19 protein-coding genes and 1 pseudogene are annotated in these 26,181 nt (G+C 43.4%); 2 read left to right on the plus strand and 18 right to left on the minus strand.

All coding sequences use genetic code 11. The features are described from left to right. Position 1: 1 nt before the first annotated feature. The 4 genes from DQQ01_RS10605 to DQQ01_RS10620 all read right to left on the minus strand — a co-directional run bounded on the left by DQQ01_RS10605 (position 2) and on the right by DQQ01_RS10620 (position 5,506). The gene (locus DQQ01_RS10605) at positions 2-880 is read right to left on the minus strand and encodes a DegV family protein (RefSeq protein WP_111920017.1); all 879 of its coding nucleotides are present in this window, start codon (positions 878-880) and stop codon (positions 2-4) included. 75 nt (positions 881-955) lie between these two features. After that, positions 956-2,209 carry an ABC transporter permease gene (locus tag DQQ01_RS10610; protein ID WP_111920018.1) on the minus strand — a complete coding sequence of 418 codons (1,254 nt, stop codon included), beginning with the start codon at positions 2,207-2,209 and terminating at the stop codon, positions 956-958. A gap of 17 nt (positions 2,210-2,226) precedes the next feature. Further along, positions 2,227-4,083, minus strand: a complete 1,857-nt coding sequence (locus tag DQQ01_RS16615; RefSeq protein ID WP_242980331.1) for a biotin/lipoyl-binding protein — start codon at positions 4,081-4,083, stop codon at positions 2,227-2,229. Between the two features lie 16 nt (positions 4,084-4,099). Continuing rightward, positions 4,100-5,506: an efflux RND transporter periplasmic adaptor subunit gene (locus DQQ01_RS10620; RefSeq protein WP_111920019.1), complete on the minus strand. Its 1,407-nt coding sequence runs from the start codon at positions 5,504-5,506 to the stop codon at positions 4,100-4,102. A 231-nt stretch (positions 5,507-5,737) separates the two neighbouring features. On the opposite strand from DQQ01_RS10620, the gene DQQ01_RS10625 reads away from it, so the two are divergent. Next, positions 5,738-6,829, plus strand: a complete 1,092-nt coding sequence (locus tag DQQ01_RS10625) for a hypothetical protein (protein WP_111920020.1) — start codon at positions 5,738-5,740, stop codon at positions 6,827-6,829. 122 nt (positions 6,830-6,951) lie between these two features. Here DQQ01_RS10625 and aspS read toward each other — a convergent pair whose 3' ends face one another. From aspS to DQQ01_RS10685, 12 genes and pseudogenes are all read right to left on the minus strand, one after another. Continuing rightward, positions 6,952-8,763: an aspartate--tRNA ligase gene (aspS, locus tag DQQ01_RS10630; protein WP_111920021.1), complete on the minus strand. Its 1,812-nt coding sequence runs from the start codon at positions 8,761-8,763 to the stop codon at positions 6,952-6,954. A 32-nt stretch (positions 8,764-8,795) separates the two neighbouring features. After that, positions 8,796-10,056: pseudogene (gene hisS / locus DQQ01_RS10635) on the minus strand (histidine--tRNA ligase). Positions 10,057-10,074: 18 nt separating this feature from the next. After that, complete coding sequence (locus DQQ01_RS10640) at positions 10,075-10,605, minus strand: HD-GYP domain-containing protein (RefSeq protein WP_242980332.1); 531 nt, start codon at positions 10,603-10,605, stop codon at positions 10,075-10,077. Positions 10,606-10,617: 12 nt separating this feature from the next. After that, on the minus strand, positions 10,618-12,057 hold the full coding sequence (hemZ, locus tag DQQ01_RS10645; RefSeq protein ID WP_111920904.1) for a coproporphyrinogen dehydrogenase HemZ: 1,440 nt from the start codon (positions 12,055-12,057) through the stop codon (positions 10,618-10,620). A gap of 25 nt (positions 12,058-12,082) precedes the next feature. Further along, a complete protein-coding gene (locus DQQ01_RS10650) occupies positions 12,083-12,715 on the minus strand; it encodes an MBL fold metallo-hydrolase (protein WP_111920023.1) in 633 nt (210 codons plus the stop codon). A gap of 10 nt (positions 12,716-12,725) precedes the next feature. Then, positions 12,726-15,035, minus strand: coding sequence for a RelA/SpoT family protein (locus DQQ01_RS10655; RefSeq protein ID WP_111920024.1), 2,310 nt, complete (start codon positions 15,033-15,035; stop codon positions 12,726-12,728). Positions 15,036-15,069: 34 nt separating this feature from the next. Next, the gene (locus tag DQQ01_RS10660; protein ID WP_111920025.1) at positions 15,070-15,609 is read right to left on the minus strand and encodes an adenine phosphoribosyltransferase; all 540 of its coding nucleotides are present in this window, start codon (positions 15,607-15,609) and stop codon (positions 15,070-15,072) included. Positions 15,610-15,714: 105 nt separating this feature from the next. After that, positions 15,715-17,430: a single-stranded-DNA-specific exonuclease RecJ gene (recJ, locus tag DQQ01_RS10665; RefSeq protein WP_111920026.1), complete on the minus strand. Its 1,716-nt coding sequence runs from the start codon at positions 17,428-17,430 to the stop codon at positions 15,715-15,717. 104 nt (positions 17,431-17,534) lie between these two features. After that, complete coding sequence (gene secD, locus DQQ01_RS10670) at positions 17,535-19,802, minus strand: protein translocase subunit SecD (RefSeq protein WP_111920027.1); 2,268 nt, start codon at positions 19,800-19,802, stop codon at positions 17,535-17,537. Positions 19,803-19,820: 18 nt separating this feature from the next. Then, positions 19,821-21,191, minus strand: coding sequence for a thioether cross-link-forming SCIFF peptide maturase (gene scfB / locus DQQ01_RS10675; protein ID WP_111920028.1), 1,371 nt, complete (start codon positions 21,189-21,191; stop codon positions 19,821-19,823). 184 nt (positions 21,192-21,375) lie between these two features. Continuing rightward, positions 21,376-21,516, minus strand: a complete 141-nt coding sequence (scfA, locus tag DQQ01_RS10680; protein WP_004222992.1) for a six-cysteine ranthipeptide SCIFF — start codon at positions 21,514-21,516, stop codon at positions 21,376-21,378. 91 nt (positions 21,517-21,607) lie between these two features. After that, positions 21,608-21,982, minus strand: coding sequence for a TIGR04086 family membrane protein (locus DQQ01_RS10685; protein ID WP_111920029.1), 375 nt, complete (start codon positions 21,980-21,982; stop codon positions 21,608-21,610). A 173-nt stretch (positions 21,983-22,155) separates the two neighbouring features. Between DQQ01_RS10685 and DQQ01_RS10690 the strand changes: the two genes are divergently transcribed. Then, positions 22,156-23,607: an IS66 family transposase gene (locus DQQ01_RS10690; RefSeq protein ID WP_111920030.1), complete on the plus strand. Its 1,452-nt coding sequence runs from the start codon at positions 22,156-22,158 to the stop codon at positions 23,605-23,607. 322 nt (positions 23,608-23,929) lie between these two features. On the opposite strand, the gene DQQ01_RS16620 is transcribed toward DQQ01_RS10690, so the two are convergent. Beyond that, complete coding sequence (locus tag DQQ01_RS16620; protein ID WP_242980334.1) at positions 23,930-24,661, minus strand: LPXTG cell wall anchor domain-containing protein; 732 nt, start codon at positions 24,659-24,661, stop codon at positions 23,930-23,932. A gap of 107 nt (positions 24,662-24,768) precedes the next feature. Next, positions 24,769-26,106, minus strand: coding sequence for a hypothetical protein (locus DQQ01_RS16625; RefSeq protein WP_242980336.1), 1,338 nt, complete (start codon positions 26,104-26,106; stop codon positions 24,769-24,771). Positions 26,107-26,181: the final 75 nt, after the last annotated feature.

Raw genomic sequence — 26,181 nt, forward strand, 5'->3', positions numbered from 1 at the left:
TTTACTCCACTTCCACTTTTTTTGAAACTGCCACTGCAAGAGCGCCCTGTCCAATATGACAGGCAACGCTTAAAGACAGGGGATCCATGTGTACCGGCATACCCGGAAACTGGCTCTCCAGTTCTGCCTTCCACTCTTCTGCTTCCTCCGGATTTCCTGCATAAGCAGCTTCCAGACACATCAGACCCTTTTCTGTCTGCTCTTTAAATCTGCCCTCCAAGTCCTTCCGAATTGCCTGAATCATGGTTCGCTTTGCCTGCTTTTTCCCTCTTGCCTTAGAGAATGCGTCCAATTTATCTCCCTGAATTTGCAGAACAGGCTTTAAATTCAGCACAGTCCCAAGAGCTGCCGCCGCAGGTGTGATTCTTCCGCCCTTTTTCAAATATTTCAGGGTTTCCAGAGTAATATAAATGCTGGATTCCCCGGATTCCTGTTCCAGAATTTCCTTTATTTCCCCGGCGTTTCTTCCTGCTTTTACCAGTTCCAGAGCGTCCAGCACGGACTGCCTTTGGGTTACGGAGATTCTCTGATTATCTACTACCTGCACCTTTCCTCCAAATTCCTTTGCCAACACAAAGGCTGTCTGGCAGGAATTGCTCAGTCCGCTGGACATGGGAATGTGTACCAGCTCCTCATAGCTCTCCAGCAGCTTTTCCCATGTTTCCATAACCTCTGCCGGCGATGGCTGAGATGTAGAAATTGCCGCGTCCCTTTCCAGTTGTTTGTAAAATTCCTCCTGAGTCAGAGTAATATCTTCAAAATATAATTGTTCGTCAATATAAAACGGCATTGCAAGAACAGTAATCCCCAGCTCTTCTGCCTGCTTCTGGGTGATACCGCTGTTGCTGTCTGTCACAATTCCGACTTTTCTTTTTTCCATATTTCCAGGCTCCCTTTCTATTTTAAGTCGCTAATTTTAATGATAACATAGAGCCTGTTCAAATACAATCCCTTTTTACATTCTCCTTAAGGCTTCAATCGGACTTAGATTTGCCGCCTTAATGGAGGGAAGCAGCCCGAATACAATTCCGATAACCGTTGAAAAAATCACAGCGCCTACAGCCGCCGGTATACTGATCACCATAGGTGTACCGGATACCTTTGCGATACCTGCTGCCAAAACAATGCCGGCAAAGACACCTAAAATACCGCCAATACTGGTAAGCACGGAAGCTTCTGTGAGAAACTGACCCAAAATTCTCCGCTTATTGGCACCAATGGCTTTTTTCAGCCCAATCTCCCCGGTTCGCTCTGTTACAGAAACCAGCATAATATTCATAACGCCGATTCCGCCTACCAAAAGAGAAATACTGGCAATCCAGAGGAGTTGGCGGTTGGTGCTTTCACTAATCTGCTGCAGTCCCTTTGCCTTTTCCATCATATCTTTTGCTTCATATTGAATGGTTCCCGTAGGAGAGGTAATCGACTCGTTCAAAATCTTGGCGCCCTTTTTCCCTGCTGCGCTCATGGTTTCCGGGGAGGTAGCTTTTACTGATACCATCTGAGGTTCATCATACTGATAAACAATGGGCCAGGTAGTAGTTGGCATAAGCACCAGTCCTCCATTGCTGCTGTAATAAGTGTTATATTCTTCGATGCTGTTAATCACAGGCTCAAATTCTTCGATTTTTTTAATGATTCCGGCTACAGTAAAGGGTTCGCCCATAATCTCCACCGTCTTTCCGATTTCTTCCCCTTTTTCAAAAAGACTGCCTGCCGCTATTTCGTCCAGGAGAATCACCTTTCTGTAATTTTCATAGTCCTTATGGGAAAATCCTCTGCCTCGAACCACCTGATATCCGCAGGTATCCAGATAATCCCTGTCAATTCCCAACACCTTTCCGCCATTGATGCTTTTATCCTTATAATAGATTCCGCTGGCATACTGTCTTGCCTGATAAAGTGTTGCATGTTCCACTTCTTCCAGATCCAGAAGTTTTTCTTTCTGTTCCCCGGAAATCACCGGTACGCCCTGGGGGATTCCCTGGTACTCAATTTGGTATTCGCTTCCATTGTCACTCAGATAAATGTCTACTACATTATCCCCTTCACCAATCAGATTTTTCTTAATCTGTTCGTTTGTTCCCTTAATTGTAGACACAATGGATATCAGGGAGGCAATGCCGATAATAATTCCCAACATAGTCAAAAAGGAACGCATTTTATGTGCCCAAATGCCCTGAAAAGACAATCTTATATTTTCAATCATGTGTCTGCCTTCCTTTCTTAATACATATTGTAAAGTTCTGAAACTTCACTTCTTTTTACCTTTGCCCCTTCTTTCACCTTTTTTCCGTAAGGAAAGGCAAGGTAATCCTCCGATGTTATGCCATCTTTGATTTCTACCATTTCTCCGTAGAAAATCTGTCCGGTCCGGACAATCTGTTTCTCCAGCTTTCCGTTTTTTCCTTCTTTATAGACAAAATCCTCGCCATCCTTGTTCCGGACAAACTGTTTGCTGATAAAAATCCCCTGGATACTATTCTCTCCCTGAGGCACGTCCAGACTCACCATTTCATTTGCCTTTAGTCCTGTTCCTTCTTTGATAAAAGCGGTAAATGGGTAATAGGATACTTCCCTGTCACTGCCCATAAAATAATTGTCCTGAGGATAGGGAGAAACTTCTTTTACCTCTGCCTCAAAGCCCATCATGGATTCATATCCCATGCCGGTCAGTATCTGTCCTGCCTGCACCTTATCCAGCACATTTTCAGCTACAACTCCCTGAATATAGACGCCGCCGCTGCTTTCTACGATGAGAAACGGTTCTCCGTCTATTTCTCCCTTTGCAGGATCTCCCACACTTTTCACAATACCATTCACCGTGCTTTTTACGGTTTCCTCCTGAAGCTGTCGCTCTACCTTCTGAATCTTAAGCTGCGCTTCCTTAATATCAAGGGCATTGGAAGCAAGTTCCCGTTCCTTTTCTCCAATAGCTTTTTCCAGTTCCTCTTTGGAATAACCACCGATAATCTCTTCTTCCGGCATTATATCCCCCATACCTTCCGGGAGCTCTTCCCACTCTCCGTCCTCCGGTTCTTCCGGAAGCAGTTCTTCCCACTGATTCTTTCCAAGGCTGGTAGCAAACCAGGCAGAAGGCTCTACTCTGCTCTCCAGAGCTGCTCCGTCCAGGGTCATGGACGCCAGAAGAACACCATCTGTACTGTCCTCGCTGCGTACCTCTAAAACACAGGCATAAGGATCTCTTACCCGTTCTCCTGATGCGTCAAATCCTGCCAGCTGATTTAAAAACTCTCCCTGAATCAGAACATTCTGCCTGCAAAGATATACATCATACTCGCTGTTATCTCCTTTTCGCTTATAGGGAATGGCATTTTCTATGATTGCATCGTTCTCCGGAAAAGCCATACTGTCCAGGGTAATATCCCTATATAATCTCTGATATGCACCGGAAGGCATCTCCACCGGAGGCTCTTCTGGATTTTCTTCCGGTTTCTCATCTGGATTCTCATTTTCCGGCTCCTGTGGCGGTGTTTCCGGTGTAACAGGAGGCTGTTCCGGTTGATTTGTATCTTCATCAGAGCCGTTTTCCGTATTTTCACCTTCCTGATTCTGTTCCTGCTGCTGTTCCTGCTGCTCGTCAGTTGTTATTTCCACAAGCAGCCGACTTTCTGCCTCTTCTGTAAGCATCTGGAGTTTATACTGATTTTTTGTAGAAGACATCTGACTTCTGTCCTCTTTCAGTTTCTTTATCTCCTGCTCCAATCCTTTCTTTTTCACTTCCAGCTGCTCTTTATTTAGCTTTTCCATTTCCAAATCCAGATTAACCAGTGTCATATCATAAGACAAAAGCGGATCTCCCTCTTTGACCTCCTGTCCTTCCTTTACAAAAACCTGAGATACAATCTGCTGGTCCGCCAGATGCACCTGCTGGGATACACTGGTGGAAACAGAGCCCTCCAGGCTTGGCATATCCCCAAAAACGGGCTGTATCAGCTCTTCCATGGAATATACGCTGACGGTTGCTTTTTTGAATTTTGTCATGCCAAACCAGACAGCCGTACCAGCGAGCAGCACTCCTGCTGTGCTGATAAGAATGATTTTTATCTTCTTTCTATCCATAGCTTTCCCCTTTCATTCAAAGTTTCGGAAGGAACTCTTTTTCTTCAGGCAGACTTTTCAGCGCTACATCGTCCTTCTCCGGTGTAGTTTCTTCTTCCGATAACGTTCCGTCTTCCGGTACAACTTCTCCCTCCGGTAACACTTCACCTTCCGGCGCTACTTCTCCCTCCGGCAGCGCCTCACCTTCCGGTACAGCTTCTCCCTCGGGCAGCATCTCACCTTCCGGAATCACCTCTCCCTGCATACTGTTCTCAATTTCATGAGTGGTCTTCATTCCTTCTTTCAAAAACTCCTGAGGATAAGCCACATAGTCTTGACGTTCCAGTCCGTTTTCAATTTTATATTGCATCATATTTTCGTCATGTGTTCCCAACACAACGGTTCTTTTTTCCAGCGTTCCCTTGTCTGTTTCTGCCCACACATAAGGCTTCTTATCCGCGTCCACAAGAAATGCTTCGTCCAGCCAGATACCTTCTTCCCTTTCTTCCAGTCCGTTATCCTGTTCTATGTACACATGCTGTCCCAGGAGCAGTCCCTCTGAGGATTCCAGTTCTACATAAAACGGATAGGAAGTAGAAGTATTTTGAGCCGCATCTTCTGCAGAACCGCCATACATCATGCTATTGTTACTATTGTTGGGATTTTTGGTATCTACTGCTGTATAGGTTCCCTTCCATATCTGCTTTTCGTCCACTCTGGAGCGTATGATTGCCGGCTGTCCTTCTATCACCTGAGATACATTCTGTTCATTCACCTTTCCTTTGATTCTATACTGCCCTGTGGCAAGAATGGTCATAAATGCCTGACTGCCGTCCCCATACATCATATTGGTGCTGTTATCCTGATTCACAGCTTTCACAACACCCTTCATATCACTCTTTACCGTGGAATTCTGTATCTGACTTTGGATACGGTTAATTTCTACCTCTTTTGCCTTTCTTTCATACTCGCTTTTTTTCAAATCCATTTCTGCTGACTGAATCTGTGTGGTATAAGAAAGCTGCTCCTCCTCTGAAGCATTGGCTTTATCCTTTTTCAACTGTTCAATCTGGGCTTTCAGATTTGCCATATCATTATCCGTCCGTTCTATATCCAACTGTGCCTGTTGTGCATCTGCATCTAATTTTTCTGTATCGTAAACAAACAAAGGAGTTCCCACATCAACCTCGTCCCCTGCTTTTACCAGAACTTCCTTTACTTCTCTTTCCGCATCTTTCTGGATATCCTGAGTTTTCTGGGATTCTACAATGCCGGACATTCTCTGGATTCCTGCCATCTCATTCATAGAAGAAACGCTCATCACATAAGCCAGTTCTTCTCCGTCTTTTCCCTTTTTCTGCTGACTGAAAAAAATTCCTGCCGCCAGACCCGTTACACCGATAGCTGCACAGATACCCAAAATCATTTTTTGTTTTTTCTTCATATGCTACCTCTTTTCTTTTTCAGATTTTTTCTGCAAACTGCCCTTTTTGTCCATTTATATCCCTAGTATATCAAAAACTTTTAGGACTGTCCTCTCTTTTTTTCTTAAAATTTACGCATTATTTTACATTTTTCTTACGATTATATAAACTTGATTTTCTACATTTTGTTGCAAGTCTTACACAGTTTTGATAAACTTAAAAAATATATAAAAGAAAACAGGAGAACTTTTATGACAATCCAAAAAAGAAAACTCTTTTTATGTGTGTGCTGCCTTCTGGCAATTTTTTTTGTTTCCGGCTGTGATTCCAGAGAGGAGAAACAAGTGCGTAACGCTGTGGAAAAAGAATTAAGGCTACTGAAGACTGCGGATAACAACATTGCTGCACAATATATTCAATCTGAAGATTTGATACAGCTTTCCCCAAATGCAGAAATCCTTTCTGAGGATATCACACATATCTTTCAACTTTTTTATAAAAATTTTTCTTATGAAACCAATAAAATTTCCATTAAGAAAAATCGTGCCGTTGTTCATACAAATTTAAAGATTCTGGACAGCCAAAAACTGGCAAAGGATTTTGTCTGCCTCTCTCTGAAGAAAAGCATTGAACAGGAAGCCATGCCAAGTGAAGTTCAGCCCTCTTCCATTGCCAGCTATGAACTTTTAAGAAAACTTCTGGAATCTGAAACTTATAAAACCAAAACCGTATCTGCAGATATTTCACTGAAAAAGGAAAAGGAACAGTGGACGGTTCTTCATACCTCAGAATTAGATGACATACTCACCGGACATTTTTTCTCTTACATTACAGATCCTGAGCTTTTATCTCCTTCTGAGATTGTAAAGACGCATTTTAAAACTATTAAAGGCTTTGATTCCGAGCAGCTGAAGCTTTATCTCTCTTTGGACAGTCTTGCAGACGCGGGAGATTCCTATGGCAATACTCTGATACACGCAGTTACCGGTCAAATCAGCCGTTCTTTTGATTTTAAGATAAAAGAAGAAACCATTGACAATACTTCTGCCATTGTACAGGCCTCCATTACCAGTGTGGATTTCCAGAGCATCTTCCAAAATTATCAGGAGGAACTTGCCAAATGGCTGAAAACCTCTGAAGCCCTGGCAGGAGGCATAGAAGGAAGACGGCAGAAAGAACATGAACTGCTATTGTCTGCCGTAGAAAAAAATAAAGCGTTTCTTTCCCGCGATGTGAAAATTCCGTTAATCAATGATGGGGTAAATTGGAAAATTCAGATGACACCTGAACTTTCTCAGGCTATTTTCGGAGATATGCAGGACACTCTGGATACGATTACGTGAAATCCTGTTTCCTGATTTTGTTTTTTCATAGAAAGACTTCCTGTCCTATCATCAAGAAATGTAACACGCAAAGAAGCTGCCCACGAATTTCCTCGTGCAGGCAGCTCCCTTCTCTTTTTTCTTTATTCTTCTGTTGTTTCGTCTTTCTCTTCCTGTACACGAATGGCAATGCCCAGTTCTTCCAACTGTTTTTCGTCTACAATATCCGGTGCCTCTGACATCAGACAGGAAGCATCTTTTACCTTCGGGAAGGCAATGACATCACGAATGGAGTCCACCTTTGCCATAAGCATAACCAGACGGTCTAAACCATATGCCAGTCCTGCGTGAGGCGGAACTCCATATTTGAAGGCATCTAAAAGGAAACCAAACTGTTTCTGTGCTTCTTCCTTTGTAAAGCCAAGTGCCTCAAACATTTTTTCCTGAATATCATTCTGATGGATTCGCACAGAACCACCGCCGATTTCATTTCCGTTTAAAACAATGTCATAAGCCTTTGCACGAACTCTTCCCGGGTCAGTATCAATATACTGCAAATCCTCTTCCATAGGCATGGTAAATGGGTGATGCATGGCTGTAAATCTCTGATCTTCTTCTGACCACTCTAAAAGCGGGAACTCTGTAATCCATACAAAACGATATTCGTTCTTGTCCAGAAGATTCATCTGCTTTGCCAATTCCAGACGCAGAGCGCCTAAAACGTCCCACACCAGCTTTGTCTTATCCGCTGCAAAGAGCAGAAGGTCTCCGTTTTCCCCCTTCATAGCTGAAATCAAAGCAGTCATTTCCTCTTCCTTCATGAATTTAGCAAAAGAGGATTTCACGGTACCGTCTTCTCCAATAGCAATATAAGCCAGTCCTTTTGCGCCATAGCCTTTTGCAAACTCTACCAGCTTATCAATTTTCTTACGGGGCATTGCACCCTGTCCTTTAGCGTTGATACCGCGTACACTGCCGCCGTTTTCTAAAGCGCCTTTAAACACTGCAAATTCGCAGTCCTTTACCACTTCAGAAACATCAGTCAGTTCCATACCGAAACGTAAGTCCGGTTTGTCAGAACCAAAGCGGTCCATGGCTTCCTGCCAGGTCATTCGCTGAATCGGAAGCTGTACCTCAACACCCAGCACTTCCTTAAACAGGAATGCAAGCATTCTTTCATTTACGTCTAAAACGTCCTCTACATCAACAAAGGACAATTCCATATCAATCTGTGTAAATTCCGGCTGACGGTCTGCACGCAAATCTTCGTCACGATAACATCTTGCAATCTGGAAATAACGGTCATAACCGGAGCACATCAAAAGCTGCTTGAAAATCTGAGGGGACTGTGGCAGCGCATAGAAGCTTCCCGGGTGTACACGGCTTGGAACCAGATAATCCCTTGCACCCTCCGGGGTACTCTTAATCAGAGTTGGGGTTTCAATTTCCAGAAAGCCTTCTTTTGCCAAGAACTGACGAACCAGAGTGGATACCTGGGAACGCAGAATCATGTTTTTCTGTAAATCCGGTCTTCTCAAATCCAGATAGCGGTATTTTAAACGGACCTCATCTCTGGTCTTGCTGTTTTCCTCAATGGGGAACGGCGGTGTTTCGGATTCGGACAAAATACGCAGACTGGTTGCCCGCACTTCGATTTCTCCGGTTGCCAGGTTTTTGTTTACTGCACCGGAACGCGGCTCCACGCGTCCCTGCACGGCAATGACAAATTCACTTCTTAAACGCCCTGCTTTTTCAAATCCCTGCTCATCAATCTCTCCGTTTTCAAAAATAATCTGCATAATGCCGGAGCGATCTCTTAAATCCACAAATACAATACCGCCTTTATTACGGCTCTTCTGTACCCAGCCCATTAAGGTTACCGTACTTCCAATGTCTGCCTTTGTCACTTCTGTACATCTATGGCTTCTTTTCAGCCCATTCATTGATTCTGCCATGATATTCTTACTCCTTCTGTTCTTTTCGCTTCTTATAATTCAGAATCGTTATATACTTCTTCGATAATGGAATATCCTTCCTTTTCCAGCTGTTCTTTCTGGAATTTCTTGTTTTTCTTTGCATAAACAATATTTACACTCTGTCCTGCTGCTCTTTCCTCTCCGGCTTTTTTCATCACTGCCAGAATTTTTTCAGAGGACAGTTTTTTATCCAGAAGATACGCTTTCTTTTCTCCTGCTCCGGGAACCTGGAATCCTCTCTCCATTAACAGCATAACAATACGCTCAAATCCAATGGAAAATCCGGTTGCCGGTGTAGGTGTTCCGGTAAATTTTCCAATCATTTCATCATAACGTCCGCCGCCGCCTACACTTCCGGCAAATCCGTCAATGGAAATCTCAAAAATCGGTCCTGTATAATAAGACATACCGCGTACCAGAGTAGGGTCAAATTCCAGTGTAAAGTTGGCTGTTTTTGCCTGCATAACACTTTCAATAATAGTTGTCAGGTCATCTGCTACCTTTGGCTCTAAAAAGCCTTCCAGTTTTTCCTTACAGTATGCCACACCATCTACGCCGGAACCCATTGCCTTGAATAAATCCATGTATTTTTCAACGCTTTCCTTTGCAAAACCGGATTCTACCAGTTCCTCTGCCACGCCGTCCATACCGATTTTATCCATTTTATCCAGAATAATAAACACCTGAGTAAAAGATTCTTCCGGGAAGCCGCTGTAAGCTGCCATAGCCTTTAAAATTCTTCTGTCGTTAATACGAATGGTAAAGCTGTCAAAATCCAGTTTGCCTACCAGAGTAGATGTTGCTAAAATAACATCGATTTCTGCCAGGAAGGTAGGATCTCCCAAAATATCAATATCACACTGCATAAACTGGCGGAAACGTCCTCTCTGCGGACGGTCTGCGCGGAATACGTTTCCAATGTGCAAAGCCTTAAACGGCTGCGGCAGTTCATTGGCATTGTTGGAATAAAAACGACATAACGGAACGGTCAGGTCATAGCGCAGACCGCTGTCTACCAAATCATTTTCTTCCTTTGCTTCATCGATTTTTCAGCTTTTCTCCTCTTTTTAAAATACGGAAAATCAGCTTTTCGTTATCACCGCCCTGTTTGCTGGTAAGGTTCTCAATGTGTTCCACACAGGGAGCCTCCATGGAGGTAAATCCAAACTGTTTATATGTTTCCTTAATCAGACTGATTACATAATCTCTGATTTCCATTTCCTGAGGTAAGATATCTTTCATTCCTGTTACTGGTTTCTTTTTTAACTGCATCTCTTTTTCTCCTCTCTCTTATGATTTATGAATCGCCCTCTGAAATGCCAGAAAAATCTGCATGTCAAAGTTCTTTACTTCGTCTATCATCATTCTAAATGCGGTTTCCTGCCCAAAAGCGTCCCTGTAAGGGCGCTTCTCCGTCAGCGCTGCATAAGTGTCGCAGACCCTTAAAATTCTGCTGCCAAGAGGAATTTCCTCCCCTCTTAAATTCTCCGGATAGCCGCTTCCGTCATAATTTTCATGATGATAATAAACCGCTTCCAGAACAAAAGGGGAATACCCTCTCTTTTTCAGCACTTCGCAACCTAACTGGGTATGCCTGCGGACATACTTGATTTCCTCAATTACCAGTGGATTTTCTTCCCCTGACATATATCTGGAAAGCCGCAGTTTTCCGATATCATGTACCATTCCTGCCACAGCCAGTTCATAACACAGGTTTTCTGCAAGGCCTAATTCTTTTGCAGTGGCATAAGCCAGATTGCTGACTTCTATTCCATGGTCTATCTCTGTTTCCAGGTCATAACGGATAATTTTTTCACTCATTTTAACCATTTCTCAATTCCGGCCTCTTTTTCGTTCTATCATTTCCTCGATACGGCTGATATAACCGGATACATCTTTTACGTTTTCTGTCCGCTCAATCCGCTCTCCATGCTGAAATACATATTTTGTAGAAGCGCCTGCACCTGCAGCCATAATGGTCTGCTTTTCTTCCATAATCAATATGTTATAAATACCGGCTTTGTCTTCCTTTGCATAACCGGTGTTTTCCAGATTTCCGCACATATTTTTCTGGCGGTACAAGTAATAAGGGGACATTTCACAATCTCTGGCATATTCCATGGTCATATCCATGATTTCCTGATTATTTTCCAGTCCCATTTCCCGATACTGCTCCTGAAACAGCTTCAGCCTTGCGGCTCTTTTCACTGCCAGAGAATGCACGGTCAGACTGTCCGGATTCAGCTTTTTCACTTCTTCCAATGTATATTGCACGTCTTCCTTGCTCTCTCCGGGAAGACCTACGATTAAATCCATATTGATGTTATCAAATCCACATTCCCTCGCCAAAGCGAAGGCGTGTCGCGTATCCTCCACCGTATGTTTTCTTCCGATAATATCCAGGGTCGCCTGATTCATGGTCTGAGGATTTACAGAAATTCTGGTAATCGGGAATTTCCGGATTGCCTCCAGCTTTTCTTTTGTAATGCTGTCCGGTCTGCCCGCCTCAATGGTATACTCTTTTACCTGATGTACAGGAAATTTTTCCTGTATATGTCCCAACAGTCTGGTCAGCTGATAAGGCTCCAGGGTTGTAGGCGTCCCTCCTCCAATATAAATGGTATCCAGCACTCTGTCTTCCATGGCATCTGCAATAAAATCCAGTTCCTTTAAAAGCGCGTCCAGATAGCTGTCCACCCTGTCCCGCCACCGCTCTAAAGGAGAAGAACTGAAGGAGCAGTACAGACAGATACTGGGACAAAAGGGAATGCCCACATACAGACTGTATCCCTTTTCATAATCAATATCCTGTAAAATGGCTTTCTCCCGGTTTGCAATGGCAATGGCAAGTGCTGTTTTTTCCCTGCTTGTAAAATAAGTATCTCTCATATATTGCGCTGCCTGGGCATTGCTCATACCGGATTCTATCAGTCCCATGGCAATTTTCGTAGGACGGATTCCCGTAAGGTTTCCCCAGGGAAGAGTGTGTCCCGTTTCTTCCACAAGAAGCTGATACAGCACCTGTTTTAATTTGTTCTTTCGTATTTTCCGATCTTCGTCCCGGTCATAGGGGGAAAAGCCTTCCCGCTTCTGCCCTTCCAGCTTTACGCTGATTTTTACCTGCTCTCCATATTCTATGGAAATAATCCTGTCATATGCTCTTTCTTCCTCCCCGGTACAGTACATTTCTATTTCTTCCTGAGGATAAAAGGCTTTGACAAGAGTATAGGCATCGTATTCAAATTCTTTTTGATTAAATGCAATTCCAATCATGCACATTCGTCACTTTCTATAATTTTTACAGATACGGATTGTTCCTTTTCTCAAAAGCCGCGTCCGTGGCCTCTCCATGTCCCGGATAAATTTCTGTATCCTCCGGAAGGATATGAAGCAGGCTCTGCAAACTTTCCCGCATCTGGCTCATACTGCCTCCGGGCAAATCCGTTCTGCCGCAGCTTCCGTAAAAAAGCGTATCCCCACTTAAGCATACCTTTTCCTTTTCAATCCAGTAACAGCAGGAACCGGGCGTATGTCCAGGTGTCAGCAGCATTTTCACTTCAAAACCACTGACCGTAAACACATCTTTGTCTGATAAATACACATCAGCCTTTACCGTATACGGAACGCCTGACCAGTCAGCTGAAAGATTGCTGTATGTATCAGACAAAAGCTTTTCCTCTGCTTTTGCCGCATACACGGGAATTTTATAATGCTCTCTCAGCTCATTGGCAGCACAGATGTGGTCATAGTGTCCATGCGTGAGAAAAATCGCTGCGGGCTTTCCCTGCAGCTTTTCCACTGCATAAATAATTCGCTCTGCTTCTGCGCCAGGATCCACAAGAACCAGTTCTTCTGTTTCTCTGTTCTTCAGAAAATAACAGTTAGTCTGTACCGGTCCCACCACAATTCCTCTTAACATGAGATTTTCCATAATAAACTCCTTAACCGGCAGTACGTTCAATATCTTTTACGCTGTCAATCTGCCGGATTTTTTCAATCAGACTGTTTAATTCTTCCTTGCTTCTCACCTCAAAGCAGATATTGATTGTTGCCATTCCCTGCTTGCTGGTTCTTGTATTTAAAGCAGAAATGTCAATCTTTCTCTCTGTAAAGATTTTGGAAATATCCACAATCAATCCGGTGCGGTTATAAGCAAATACATTGATATCTGCCATGTAGCGCTCTCCGCTCTCCTGCTCCGGTACCTGCCATTCTGCATCAATCAGACGGCTTCGATCCTCTGCTGACATGTTCATAACATTGATACAGTCTGTCCGGTGAATGGTTACGCCTCTGCCTCTGGTAACATAGCCCACAATTTCATCCCCCGGAATGGGATTGCAGCATTTGGAGAACCGCACAGCTACATCATGAATGCCTTTTACTACAATACCACCCTTTGCCTTTGCAATGTGTAGTTTTTCCTTATGCTCTGCTGTGGCCTCCAGCACCTTTTCATCTGTAAGCTCTGCTTTATGGTCTTTTTTATACACCTCCAGAAGCTTATTAATAATCTGACCTTCCTTTAAGCCGCCGTGTCCAAGAGCAGCCAGTACGGAATCCCAGTCCCGGAATCCGTATTTTTTCATAACTGCTTCCTGATATTTGGGTCTTTGAATTTCTCCCAGGGAAACGCCTTTGATTTTGGCATACTGAATCAACATTTCCTTTCCCTTGAGAATATTGTCTTCTTTTAATTCCTGCTTAAACCACTGGTTAATTTTATTCTTTGCCTGAGTACTTTTTACTACCTTGAGCCAGTCCCGGCTTGGTCCCTTGGAGTTCTGAGAGGTAATGACTTCCACCCGATCTCCGTTTTTAATCACATATTCAATAGGCACCAGCTTGCCGTTTACCCTTGCCCCCACCATCTTATTTCCCACAGCGCTGTGCACACTGTAAGCAAAATCGATAGGTGTAGAACCATTTGGAAGAGTTTTCACATCACCCGCCGGTGTAAAGCAGTAAACGCTCTCAGAAAACAAATCCAAATCACTTTTTAAAAGGCTTAAAAATTCTTTATTGTCAGACATGTCCCTCTGCCACTCTAAAATCTGACGAAGCCAGCTCATTTTTGCTTCCTCAGACTGGGTGACGCTGAGCTTTCCGTTGTTGGAAACCTCCTTGTACTTCCAGTGAGCCGCAATACCATACTCTGCAGTTCTGTGCATTTCAAAGGTACGAATCTGTATTTCAAAGGGCTGTCCGTTTGGTCCGATAAGCGTGGTATGCAGGGACTGATACATGTTTGGCTTTGGCATGGCAATGTAGTCCTTAAACCGTCCGGGAATAGGCTTGTACATTTCATGAATAATTCCCAGCGCTGCATAACAATCTCTTACGGTATCCACAATAATGCGGACAGCAAATAAGTCATATATCTGGTCCAGGGTTTTATCCTGATTTACCATTTTCTTGTAAATGCTGAAAAAGTGTTTGATTCTGCCATCTATTTGGGCATGAATTCCCGCATGGTCAATATGACTGCGTACATCTCCTACAATCTGGTCAATGAAAGCCTGACGTTCACTTTTCTTCAGATTGATTTTTTCTACCAGGTCATAGTACACATCGGGATTCAGGTATTTTAACGACAAATCGTCCAACTCGATTTTTACCTTGGAAATACCCAGACGCTGGGCAATAGGTGCATAGATATCCATGGTTTCCCTGGCTTTTTCCTTCTGCTTATGAGGAGGCATATATTTCAGGGTTCGCATATTGTGCAGACGGTCTGCCAGCTTAATCAGAATAACTCGGATATCCTTTGCCATGGCAAGGAACATTTTTCGCAGATTTTCTGCCTGCACCTCTACCTTATCTGCGGAATAACTAAGCTGTCCCAGCTTTGTGACTCCGTCTACCAGAAGTTCTACCTCTGCGCTGAATTCTTCCCGAATCTGCTCTGAGGTCATTACCGTATCTTCTACCACATCGTGCAGAAGTCCTGCCACAATGGTTTCCTTATCCAGTTCCAAATCTGCCAGAATAATAGCTACACAGAGAGGATGAATAATGTAAGGCTCTCCTGATTTTCGCACCTGCCCTTTATGGGCATTATTGGCGATGTTAAATGCCTTTTCTATCATGGAAATGTCTGTAGACGGGTGATATTTCCTGACACTGGAAATCAGCTCCTTATACAGGACCTCAGGACTTGTAAAATCCTTCATAGTTTTGACACTGGCATCTGCCTGTCTGATTTTTTCTACTTCCTCTTCTCTCAGGGTGGATTCTTTCTTCTCTTCCATTATACAATCCTCACCTCTCCTTCATGACCTTCTTTTATTTTCCCTCATAGCGAATTACGGACGCCACCTCATATTTTTCCAGCCGTTCTCTTCCTTTTAATCCCGCCAGTTCCATGAGAAACACGATTTTTACAACCTCGCCGCCCAGCTCTTCTACCATATGTGCCGCTGCCTCAATGGTTCCTCCGGTAGCAATCAAATCGTCTACAATGGCAACTTTTTGTCCCGGCTGAATGGAATCCCGGTGCATTTCCACAACCGCGCTTCCATATTCCAGTTCATAGCTCTGCTCAATGGTTTCACAGGGCAGCTTTCCCTTTTTCCGAACCAGCACCAGGGGCTTATGTAAATTATAGGCAATAGGCGCTCCGAAAATAAACCCTCTGGACTCTGTTCCCACAATCACATCAATATCGGTATCTTCCAAGAGTTTCTGCATGGAATCTACAGCCAGTGCAAAACCGTCTGCGTCCTGAAGAATACTGGTGACATCACGGAATATAATCCCCTCTTCCGGAAAGTCCGGAATACTTCTTACATAATCTTCTATTTTTTTCTCTTTACAATTCTCCATGTGCTCTCCCTGTCCTTTATATCGAATCCTGTCATATATAGGATTTTTATGAGATTTTTATGTGGTTTAGTATATCATCTTTTTCTGACAGAATCAAATTTATTTTTAACGAATGTTCTGAATCACCATCTCCAGGCTTTCTCTTCCCCTGAAAGCATTGATAGACGGGTAATAAATCACGTCCCAATACTCTTTTTCCCTTATTTTTTCCAAAAATGCATCTCCATCTCCAAACCAGATACAGTCTGCCGAAAAACCTGCCTCGTCCTTTCCCTGCATTTTCACCACATTTCTGTTCTTTCCGAAAATACGGCAGTCTGCAAAGCGTATCTTCTTCTGTGCAAAAACAGGCTTTGTATTTCCCTTTCCAAAGGGTTCCAGCTGGGAAAGCTGACGGACAAGAGGAATGGTTACATAGGACATGGGCATGGGAACGTCAATCACAATTTTTTCCACCATATCCTCCGGCGTAAGGGTACAGTTTTCATTCAGCTTTTTGCGAAAAAGCTCCACGTTTTCCTCAGGCAGAGAAAGCCCTGCTGCCATAGGGTGTCCCCCGAATTTTGTCAGCAAATCTTTGCATTTTACCAATTCCTGAAACATGTGGTAAGCTTCAATGGAACGACCGGATCCCTTTACTCCTTCCGTTCCTTTTGTCAACACAAAAGCAGGGCGGGTATAGCGCTCCCGGATTCTTCCGGCAATGATGCCTGCCAGGCTTTCATGGCAGTCCGGCAGATAGATAACCAGAACCCTGTCCTGTAAAAGTTCTGTATGCTCCACCTGTTCCACAGCCTGCTCTACGCCTTTTGCCGTCATATCCTTCCGGCTGTCATTTAAGGCTTTCAAATCTTCTGCCAGGACAGCGGCTTCCCCTGTATCCTCAGAAAGCAAAAGACGCAAAGCCCGTTTTGCAGTGCTGAGCCGTCCGCTGGCATTCATGCAGGGACCAATGACAAAACCGATATGGTAAGCCGTAATTTCCCTGTTTTCCAGATTATTGACCCGTATGAGGGCTTTTAAACCTTCATTTTCCGGATTCTGAAGTCTTCTGAGTCCTTCTCTTACCAGAATCCTGTTTTCGTCAGTCAGGTCCATAACATCTCCCACTGTGGCAATAGCTGCAAAGGGCAGCAGTTTTTCTGTTTCTTTTACTGAAATCCCCAGTCTGTCATACAGACCGCAGATGACCTTAAACGCTACCATACCTCCGCAAATGCCCTTAAACGGATAGGGACAATCTTCCTGTTTTGGGTTTACAATGGCATCTGCTTTTGGGAGAAAGGTCCGGATACTCCCGTCTGCCTGCTCCTCATAAGGTATCTCGTGGTGGTCTGTTACCAGCACGGTCATGCCAAGTTCCTTTGCATAGGCAATCTGTTCTATGGCGCTGATGCCGTTGTCACAGGTAATAATTGTATCTGCACCTGCCTCTTTTGCCAGATTAATCAATTCAAAGCTGATTCCATATCCGTCCTTCATACGATCCGGTATGTCCACATCTGCCACAGCTCCTGCGCGCTTTAATCCCTGCAGAAGAATATAAGTGGAGCATACTCCGTCAATGTCGTAATCTCCGATAATTCTGATTTTTTTCTGCTCTCTGATTTTTTCTTCCAAAATGTCCAGCAGCCTGTCCATATCCTTTAACAGTTTCCAGGAATGTAGTTCTGTGAGCTTCCCGTGCAAATACCTGTCAATTTCTCTGTCTGTAATCTGATCCCGGTTACGGATAAGTCTGGCAATCACCGGGTCTATGCCAAATTTATTGGCAAGCTGCTCAAAATCTGCCCTCTTGGCAGATACTACCCATTTTTCCATAGGTTCCTCCTTTGTTTTTTCACAGGACACCTGTTCCTGCGAAGGAAAGAAAGGGGCTGTCGCCCAAGCATCTCAGGAATTTCTGTCAATTCCTGACTGCTGCTTTATGCGACAGCCCTCTGTCTGATTCTTAATTTTTCTGTTTTTTTGATTCTTGTCTTCATAACATACCACAGCGCGCCTGTGATGCATACAGAAGAATAGCCACCGCATACAATACCTACCATAAGCGGAAGGGCAAATTCACGGATAGAAGAAACACCCAGAACAAACAGCAGGAATACCATAATAAAGGTAGTCAGAGAAGTGTAGATACTTCTGGTAAGCGTCTGTGTAATGCTGGCATTTACCAGAGTTTCCAAATCTTCCTTCTTCTTGCCTGCAGCCAGGTTTTCTCTGATACGGTCAAAGATAACAATGGTTGCATTAATGGAATAACCGACAATGGTCAGCATACATGCAATAAAGGTATTTCCCACGGAAACCCTTGCAATAGCGTAAAAGGCAAGTACCACCAGTACATCGTGTACCAGAGCCAGTACCGCACTGCTTGCAAAACGAATATCCTTAAAGCGGAACCAGATATACAGGAGCATCAGAACCGTTGCCACAACCACAGCCTTTACTGCGTCTGCCCGCATTTCACTGCTGACAGTAGAGGAAATACTTTCAGAGGTAATCTCTTTGGCATCTACTCCAAATTCATCTACCAGAGCTGTTTCCAGCTTTTCTCTCTGATCTACATTTAAAGTTACCGTTTTAATGATAACCTGATTGCTTCCTACCACCTTGGTTGCCTGTACATTTCTGTCACCTGTTACTTTTTCTACCAGAGGTGTCACCTGTGCGTCAATGTCTGCAATGGACATATCCTCCTTAAAGGTAACGTTTGTAGAGGTACCACCCTTAAATTCCAGACTGTATTTCAGCGCCTCTCCTGAAGTCCCTTTAAACGCCAGCATAGCCACAGGTCCACTGATAATCAGCAGAAGTGAAACAAGGAAGAAGACTTTTTTCTTCTGCAGGAAACGAATCGGTGTTCTTTCTTTTCTCTTTCCGTAAAACTTCTCGTCCCGAACACCCACTGCGTAAGCTGCATACATGATGTATCTGGAAATCACCAATGCTGTAAACATGGAAAGAACAATACCAAGAGCCAGTGTCTGAGCAAAGCCCTTTACCGTACCGGAGCCCAGCCAGTTTAACACAAAGGCTGCAATCAAAGTAGTAATATTTCCATCAAAAATAGCGGAAAATGCTTTTTTGAAGCCATTCTGCAGCGCAGTTCTCACACTCTTGCCTGCTGCGATTTCCTCCTGGATGCGGGCATAGATAATAACGTTGGCATCTACCGCCATACCAATGGAAAGAATAATACCTGCAATGCCCTGTAAGGTCAGTGTTAAATCAAAGGCATTTAAAGCAATTAAATCCAGACATACATAAATAATCAGGGCAATACCAGACACCAGACCCGGAATTCTGTATACAAAAATCATAAACAGAATAATCAGAGCAAGCCCGATGGCTGCTGCAATTAAGCTGGTGGAAATTGCTTCTTCTCCAAGCTGTGCTGCAACTACACTGGAACGCAACTCTGTCAACTCCAATTTCAGACCACCGATACGGATTGTGGAAGCCAGATTTTCTGCATCTTCCGCGCTTTCCATACCTGTAATCTGTGCATTTCCGTCTTTGATTTCAGACTGTACATTCGGCACACTGACAAAACTTCCGTCATAATAAATACCAATGCTGTCTTCTCCTGCTTCATAAGCAGTCTTTGTTGCTTCTGCAAATTTCTTTGTTCCTTCTTTTGTCAGGGACAGGCTGACTACATGAGCGTTGTTTCCCATATCGTCCTGGGCAACCGCTGCCTTGGCATCTTTGACCTCTGTACCGGTCAACACAATGCCACCATTTTTTTCCAGCTCTTCTATGGTTTTGTTCAGCTTGTATTCTCCTGTCGTAAGGTCAAGGCTGTAGTTTTCATTGCCTTCTGCATCTTTGTGTGCAATGAAATACAGGGAACCCGGTTTTCCCAGTTCCTCTAAAATCTTATTGGCATCTGTTACACCGGGAATTTCTACGATAATACGGTTATCCCCTTCTTTATAAACCTGTGCCTCTGTGCTGTACTGTTCTACACGCTTCTGAAGCTTATAAATGGTATCAGCCATTTCATCTTCTGTAGGTGACTTTTTTGATGCCTGATAAGTAATGCTGACACCACCGGACAAATCCAGACCGGTCTTAATGTTCTTTGCCGCGCCTGTTCCTGTAGGCCCAAACCCTACCGCTGATGTAAAAATTAAAAGCGCTGTAACAATGGCAGTCAGCGCTAAGACAAGCACTCCTCTGCTTTTCTTCATGGTTTTTCCCTTCTTTACTTAATTTTCTTCTGCTTCCGCTGCCTCTGCCGCTTTCAGCATAATGGCACATTCCACACGTTTGCGCTGCAGCTCGCAGCCCAGTTCATACACGTCGTTAATAGCACCGTGGAAATTATAGGAATTCGCTGCACAGCCTCCGCTGCAATAGAATTTTGCAAAGCAGTTCTGGCATTTCTCTTTTGCATATACATTGCAATCTTTAAATTCCTTACAAATGTCGGTACGTTTTACACCGTCCCACACATTTCCCATAAGGAATTTTTCTTCCCCTACAAACTGATGACAGGGATACAAATCTCCCCATGGTGTCACTGCCAGATATTCTGTACCGGAACCGCAGCCAGACAGACGCTTATACACACAGGGACCTCCTGTTAAGTCAATCATAAAGTGGAAGAAGTTAAAGCCTCTGCCTTCTTTCTTCCGTTTTATCATCTCTTTTGCCAGTTTGTCATATTCCTCGCAGATTTTCGGAACGTCTTCCCACTGAAGGGCGTATTCTTCTTTTTCGTCTGCAACCACCGGCTCTACGGAAATCTGGTCAAAGCCCAAATCTGCAAGATGCAGCACATCTTCTGCAAAATCCAGATTGTGACGGGTGAAAGTGCCTCTTGCATAGTAGCTCTTTTCCCCTCTGCTCTCGGCAAACTTCTGGAATTTCGGCACTACCAGATCATAGCTTCCCGCACCCTTACGGAAAGGACGCATAAAGTCATGGACTTCTTTCCTTCCGTCAATGCTTAACACCACGTTTGCCATTTCTTTATTGGCAAACTCCATAATCTCATCATTTAATAATACACCGTTGGTAGTCAGTGTAAAACGGAAATTCTTGTTGTGCAGCTTTTCCTGCTCTCTTCCGTATTCCACTAATTTTTTCACTACATCCCAGTTCATCAGCGGCTCTCCGCCAAAGAAATCCACTTCCAGATTCTTTCTGTTTCCGGAATTGGCAATCAGGAAATCCAGAGCCTGTTTTCCTACTTCATAGGACATCATGGCTCTGCGGCCATGGTATTCTCCCTCTTCTGCAAAACAGTATCTGCAGGCCAGATTGCAGTCATGGGCAATGTGCAGGCACAATGCCTTTACCACGGTTTCTCTTTCCTTAAAATGTTCAATGGCATTTCTGTAAATATCTTCTGTAAAAAGCATACCCGCATCTTTTAATTCCTGAATTTCTTTGCAGGCTGTGCGGATATCATCTTCCTTATAAGTGTTTTTCAATTCTTCCTGAATTTCATTTTCCTGTTTTCCCTGATCTAAAAGTCCGATGATGTCATAGACCAGCTCGTCCACTACATGTACGGAACCGCTGTTGACGTCCAGTACAATGTTGTAGCCATTATTTTTATAACGATGAATCACTGTATTTCCCCTTTCTTCTGTATTTTCCTGTAAAACATGAAAAAAGAATCTCGTTTGCGAGATTCTCCACGCGCGAGCGGTGCCGTTAGCGGCTTATTTCCTATGTAATAATAAAGAAGCAGCGGCATGTAATACCGCTGCTCTCATTCGCTCTGTGCATGTGAAAGCTGCTTAAATTGTGTGATTATTTGTGCTCGCAGCTCTGATTTCCTACTGTACAGGAAGTTTTGCATGCGGACTGACAAGATGTCTGACATTCTCCGCAACCACCTTTTTTCACTGTGTTCTGTAAACTTTTTGTATTTAATGTTTTGATATGTTCCATAACATATTCCTCCATATGTATTAGATTTTAAGATATAATATACATCTGGCAGTATTATAGCATAGCTGTTATTTTCAGGCAAGTATTTCTTTCAGGAAAGCATACCTCCAAGGGCACCTCCCGTGACACAAAGGAAGAATAAAAGTGCCATTTCCTTTATATCTCCCCGCATATGATGCTCTGTGAGAAAGGTCACAGCAATAAGAAGCAGCGCATACCCGCTTCCTACCCCCATGCCCCAGACAAATCTTCGTACCTTTATCTTTTTCCCCAGATAAAAGCCGCCCAGCAGGCTGGACACTATGTATATCACCATAATTCCCAGGTTCACCTGGCTTTCTCCCAATCCCATCTTATACAGCAGGTATGCCAGCAGCAAGAGCAGAATTCCCGTAACCGCATAGGCGAGCACAAGAGCCTTCATCATTAGCAGTGGTTTTGCATTTTTTGACATTGTCTGTTCCATAGAAAAGCCCTCCCATATGTAAAAGGTAGTGTCAAAAACTACCCATTTTTTATTGTTTAAATCTATTAAAAACCTTGATTTTTAGGGAAATCTGCAATAAAAAGAGCATTGACCTCCCTTTTTTGGTATAATGTCAATCGCCAAACCAACATCCCCGAAAGGAGCCAATGCTCATGGACATTATACAATACTTACTTTCTTTTATTCAATACCAACACCAACAAATCTGCTGGCTTTTAAATTTTATCTGCAGATATATCCCTCTTAAACAGTGGGCTTTCGATGATTCTCATTCTCCCAAATATCAAAAATTCAAAGTTGATGAACTTCCGGTCATTAAAACCTTTGTCAAACAGGACTGGCAATTCCTTCTAGAATACTATACATGGAAGTATCACAAATCACTCAAACCAGTGCAACGACGCAATGGAAAATCCATTCCTGAAGATACCATCTGCCCCTTATGCGGTGCTCCACACCATTTCATCTATGACAACAATGGTGGAAACGGACAATACCAGTGTAAAGTTTGTGGTCAGACTTTCATCTCAGGTGAAGTAGCTTCTGCACCTGTTCGTTTCATCTGCCCTCACTGTGGTAAGACCCTTGTAGCTAAAAAAGATCGCAAGTTCTTTCGTATACATAAATGTGTAAATCCGAAATGTCCTTATTATCTGCACAATCTCAAAAAAGTTGAGAAGAAGGATCTAAAAGAGGACTATGGCAAAAATAAATATAAACTCCATTACATCTACCGTGAATTCACTGTAGATTTCTTTACCATGGATTTAAATTCACTACCTAAGAATGCTTCATCCTTAAAATTTTCCAAACACAACGCACACGTCATGTCTCTTTGCCTGACCCTACATATCAACCTTGGATTATCTCTAAGAAAAACATCCCAAGCACTAAAAGACCTTTACAACATCAGCATCTCCCATCAGCAGATTGCTAACTATTGCAAAACTGCGGCTGTTTGCATTAAGCCCTTTGTTGATCATTATGACTATAAAACAGGAGATGTTTTTACCGCTGATGAAACCTATATCAAAGTAAGAGGAATCAAAGCTTATATCTGGTTTATCATGGATGCTGCAAGTCGTTCTATCATCGGATACCAGGTCTCAGACAACCGAAGTGTCGGTCCCTGTATCCTTGCAATGAGAATGGCTTTTCGACATCTCACAGAACTACCGAAAAAATTTAAATTCATTGCAGATGGATATAGTGCATATCCACTAGCTGCCATGGAGTTTGCTAAAAAATTTAAAGATGATTTTAAATTTACCATCACACAGGTTATCGGTTTAACCAATGATGACGAAGTTTCAAAAGAATTTCGTCCTTATAAACAGATGATCGAACGTCTCAATCGCACCTACAAAGTTTCCTACCGAACTACCAATGGTTTTGATAATTATGAAGGTGCCAATTACGATTTAGCCTTATGGGTTGCTTACTATAATTTTCTGCGCCCACACAAGCACAATCATTATCAGGTACTCAACAAAGCTGATATGCTAAATGGCGCTGATAATATGCCAGGTAAATGGCAACTGCTCATTTTCTTAGGACAACAGACCATCTTAAACCTTCAAACTGAAAGTTCTAATTGTTCTTAGATTCCGAGCCTGAGGTAATATATCCAGCCATCGAAAGCAACGCTTTCGGCTTGCCCTTGATGGCACGCAAAAGAACTGCTACACTGCTGTATTCGACGGAAGAAGTTCTAACTGTTCTTGAGTTCTTCGCCGTCGGTGATTTATCTACAGCAGTTCTTTTGCGTGCTGTCAAGGGTGGCGTAAACTTACCTCAAACTAACATATCTGCAATTTTCAAGGTTCATCTGAGCCTTTTTCTTATCGCTCAGTTTTTCATAACTCAGTTGACACTACCATGTAAAATATATGGAAGGGCTTAAAAAACATGACTCTTTGTTGTTTTTTATTTTTTCTTTTTGCCTAAAACAATTGCAACAACTGCCAGAACCACGGCTGCTGCACCGGCAAGAACATAAACCAGAATATTACTTTCATCACCGGTTTTTACGGTATAAATAATCTTGGTATTGTTTTTCTTTGACACTGATGTCTGGTTCTGCTTTCCTGCCGTACTTCCAGTTCCGGAAGACGGTTTTTTCTGACTCTGGCTTATCTGCCCTGTAGCGCTTCCCGAACTTCCGGAAGGCTTGGAAACGCTGCCGGTTCCCTGGCTACCGCTTCCTGCAGAGGGCTTATGGTTATTGCTGCTGGTTCCCGGTCCTACAATCTGATGACCGCCTACATTAAAGGGACTGAAAGAGGCGGTTTCAAAGGTCAGATATTCTTCTCCTCCCAGCTCCTCAACCCACATATTCCCAACTTTTCCTTCTTTATCGAATACAAAATACTCATATTCATTATTGCCCAGATAATGAGCAATGGATAATTCGGAATAACAGTTGGCATTTTCAGGAAGCGGAATCTGTACCTTCACCTTTCTTCCCTCCGGAAGTCTGTATTCCTCATCTTCCTTTAAATCCCACAGTTTTAATTCATAAGCGGAAAGAATTTCCCCGATTCCTGCGTCCGGCAATTCGCTTACCGCATCGTTATAGGACACCTGTAAATCCACATAAAAAGGAAGAAAATCACCGGATACCTGAACCCCGGTTGCTTCATCTATCAGGCTTCCCACCGGAATTGCCTCCGGCGCTTTTTCCGCTACTTCTCCGTTCTTTCCCTGCTCTGCGCTGAACGGAACTTTCTCCTGCTCTGTGTCCTCTTTTTCCGGCTCTTCTTTCTCTACCGGGGTAATGACAACGTTATCTGTATCGGACTCCGGCTTTTCTGCATCTGTATTTCCTGTATTATCTGTATTGTGTTTTTATCTTCAGAATTACTGTCCGGCTCTTCTTTTTGAGGCTCTGTATCGTTCTTATCCTGATTTTCTTCCGGCTTTTCTGAGGTATCCTTATCCGGTGCGTCTTTATCTGAATCTTTATCCGGATTCTTGTCCGGTGTTTCCTGCGGCTTTTCTATCTCGTCCTTGCCTGAATTGTCTTCCGGCTTTTCTTCCGGGGTTTCCTCCAGCGTCGGATCCTTCAGTTCTTCTGTCACAACCTTTACGCTTCTTGTAACAGTTCCTGTTTCCTCATTCCAGCCGGATACCTGACTGTAATCCTTTTCTTTTGTATCAGAGGGGGTAAATACAACGGTTTTTTCTGATTCATATGATTCCGGAGCTGCCGGATTTTCCCATGCAAAGCTTCCTTCACCGACAAAACCGGCTGCTGCAAAGTCAAAGTTTTCCCATTCATCTTTCTTCTGCAGCGTTACCTGTGGGGGAATCGTCACTGTTCCCTCCTGCTTCTCTTCCGGCTTCAGCTCTTCTATCACCACTTTTACTGTTCTTACTACCTGCTTTGCAGTCTTATCCCAGCCGGAAACCTGTGTATAATCATACTTTTCTGCATCGTTCGGAATAAAAATCACGGTTTTCTCTGTTTCATACGCAGTGGGAATGGATTTATCCTTCCATGCAAAAGTTCCTTCACCGGAAAATCCTGCAGAAGCAAAGCTGAAATTCTGCCACTCTTCCAGGGTAGCTGCCATTACTGTAGAAGGTATATTGACCGTTGCTTTTTTCTTTTCTTCCTGAGTTTTTTCAACTACAAAAGCATTTTTTCCGTTTTCTGCTCCGGAAGTATCCACATCTGCAGCCGCAAGCTGATTTCCTGTGACTGTCAGCTTTCCTTTCCCTGTAATTTTCACAACAGGACCTGTAAAACCTTCTGCCCTCTTTACAGAAACTCCTGCCGGTATGGTAAGCTTCTTTTCTGTGCTGACAGTTACAGTTCCACATACATAAATTGTGCCTGTATTTCCTGCAAGACGCAACGCCTTATCAATAGAAGAAACGGCTTTTTCCTTTGTACTGCCGTCCGCTTCTTTTTCTTCTTTTGCTGCTCCGTTTAAATATACAAAAGCTGCACCTGTGTTTTCTTTTTCCTGCGTCTGTTGAGCCGCAAAAACCGGTACGGTTACGTCTGCAGTCGTGCCTGCTGCCACCACAGAAGCCAGTGTAAGTCCCAGCACATTGGCTGCTACTCTTTTATGTAAATTCTTTTTATTTCTGTTCATGTATCTGTTTCCCTTCTGCTTCTCTGTTTATATGATTCTGAAGGCGTGTTTCATTTTTCCTTATTTTGATAAGTA

It is taken from the genome of Blautia argi, from assembly GCF_003287895.1.
Lineage (GTDB): Bacteria > Bacillota > Clostridia > Lachnospirales > Lachnospiraceae > Blautia > Blautia argi.

What these genes read in the sequence shown, in the direction of transcription:
- aspS (WP_111920021.1), bottom strand. Translation starts at nt 8,763, where the DNA reads ATGGCAGAATCAATGAATGGGCTGAAAAGAAGCCATAGATGTACAGAA.
- DQQ01_RS10655 (WP_111920024.1), bottom strand. Translation starts at nt 15,035, where the DNA reads ATGGAAGAGAAGAAAGAATCCACCCTGAGAGAAGAGGAAGTAGAAAAA.
- DQQ01_RS10625 (WP_111920020.1), top strand. Translation starts at nt 5,738, where the DNA reads ATGACAATCCAAAAAAGAAAACTCTTTTTATGTGTGTGCTGCCTTCTG.
- DQQ01_RS10650 (WP_111920023.1), bottom strand. Translation starts at nt 12,715, where the DNA reads ATGGAAAATCTCATGTTAAGAGGAATTGTGGTGGGACCGGTACAGACT.
- secD (WP_111920027.1), bottom strand. Translation starts at nt 19,802, where the DNA reads ATGAAGAAAAGCAGAGGAGTGCTTGTCTTAGCGCTGACTGCCATTGTT.
- DQQ01_RS10690 (WP_111920030.1), top strand. Translation starts at nt 22,156, where the DNA reads ATGGACATTATACAATACTTACTTTCTTTTATTCAATACCAACACCAA.
- DQQ01_RS10660 (WP_111920025.1), bottom strand. Translation starts at nt 15,609, where the DNA reads ATGGAGAATTGTAAAGAGAAAAAAATAGAAGATTATGTAAGAAGTATT.
- DQQ01_RS10605 (WP_111920017.1), bottom strand. Translation starts at nt 880, where the DNA reads ATGGAAAAAAGAAAAGTCGGAATTGTGACAGACAGCAACAGCGGTATC.
- DQQ01_RS10610 (WP_111920018.1), bottom strand. Translation starts at nt 2,209, where the DNA reads ATGATTGAAAATATAAGATTGTCTTTTCAGGGCATTTGGGCACATAAA.
- hemZ (WP_111920904.1), bottom strand. Translation starts at nt 12,057, where the DNA reads ATGATTGGAATTGCATTTAATCAAAAAGAATTTGAATACGATGCCTAT.
- DQQ01_RS10685 (WP_111920029.1), bottom strand. Translation starts at nt 21,982, where the DNA reads ATGGAACAGACAATGTCAAAAAATGCAAAACCACTGCTAATGATGAAG.
- recJ (WP_111920026.1), bottom strand. Translation starts at nt 17,430, where the DNA reads ATGGAAAAATGGGTAGTATCTGCCAAGAGGGCAGATTTTGAGCAGCTT.
- scfA (WP_004222992.1), bottom strand. Translation starts at nt 21,516, where the DNA reads ATGGAACATATCAAAACATTAAATACAAAAAGTTTACAGAACACAGTG.
- DQQ01_RS16615 (WP_242980331.1), bottom strand. Translation starts at nt 4,083, where the DNA reads ATGGATAGAAAGAAGATAAAAATCATTCTTATCAGCACAGCAGGAGTG.
- DQQ01_RS10620 (WP_111920019.1), bottom strand. Translation starts at nt 5,506, where the DNA reads ATGAAGAAAAAACAAAAAATGATTTTGGGTATCTGTGCAGCTATCGGT.
- DQQ01_RS10640 (WP_242980332.1), bottom strand. Translation starts at nt 10,605, where the DNA reads ATGAGTGAAAAAATTATCCGTTATGACCTGGAAACAGAGATAGACCAT.
- DQQ01_RS16625 (WP_242980336.1), bottom strand. Translation starts at nt 26,106, where the DNA reads ATGAACAGAAATAAAAAGAATTTACATAAAAGAGTAGCAGCCAATGTG.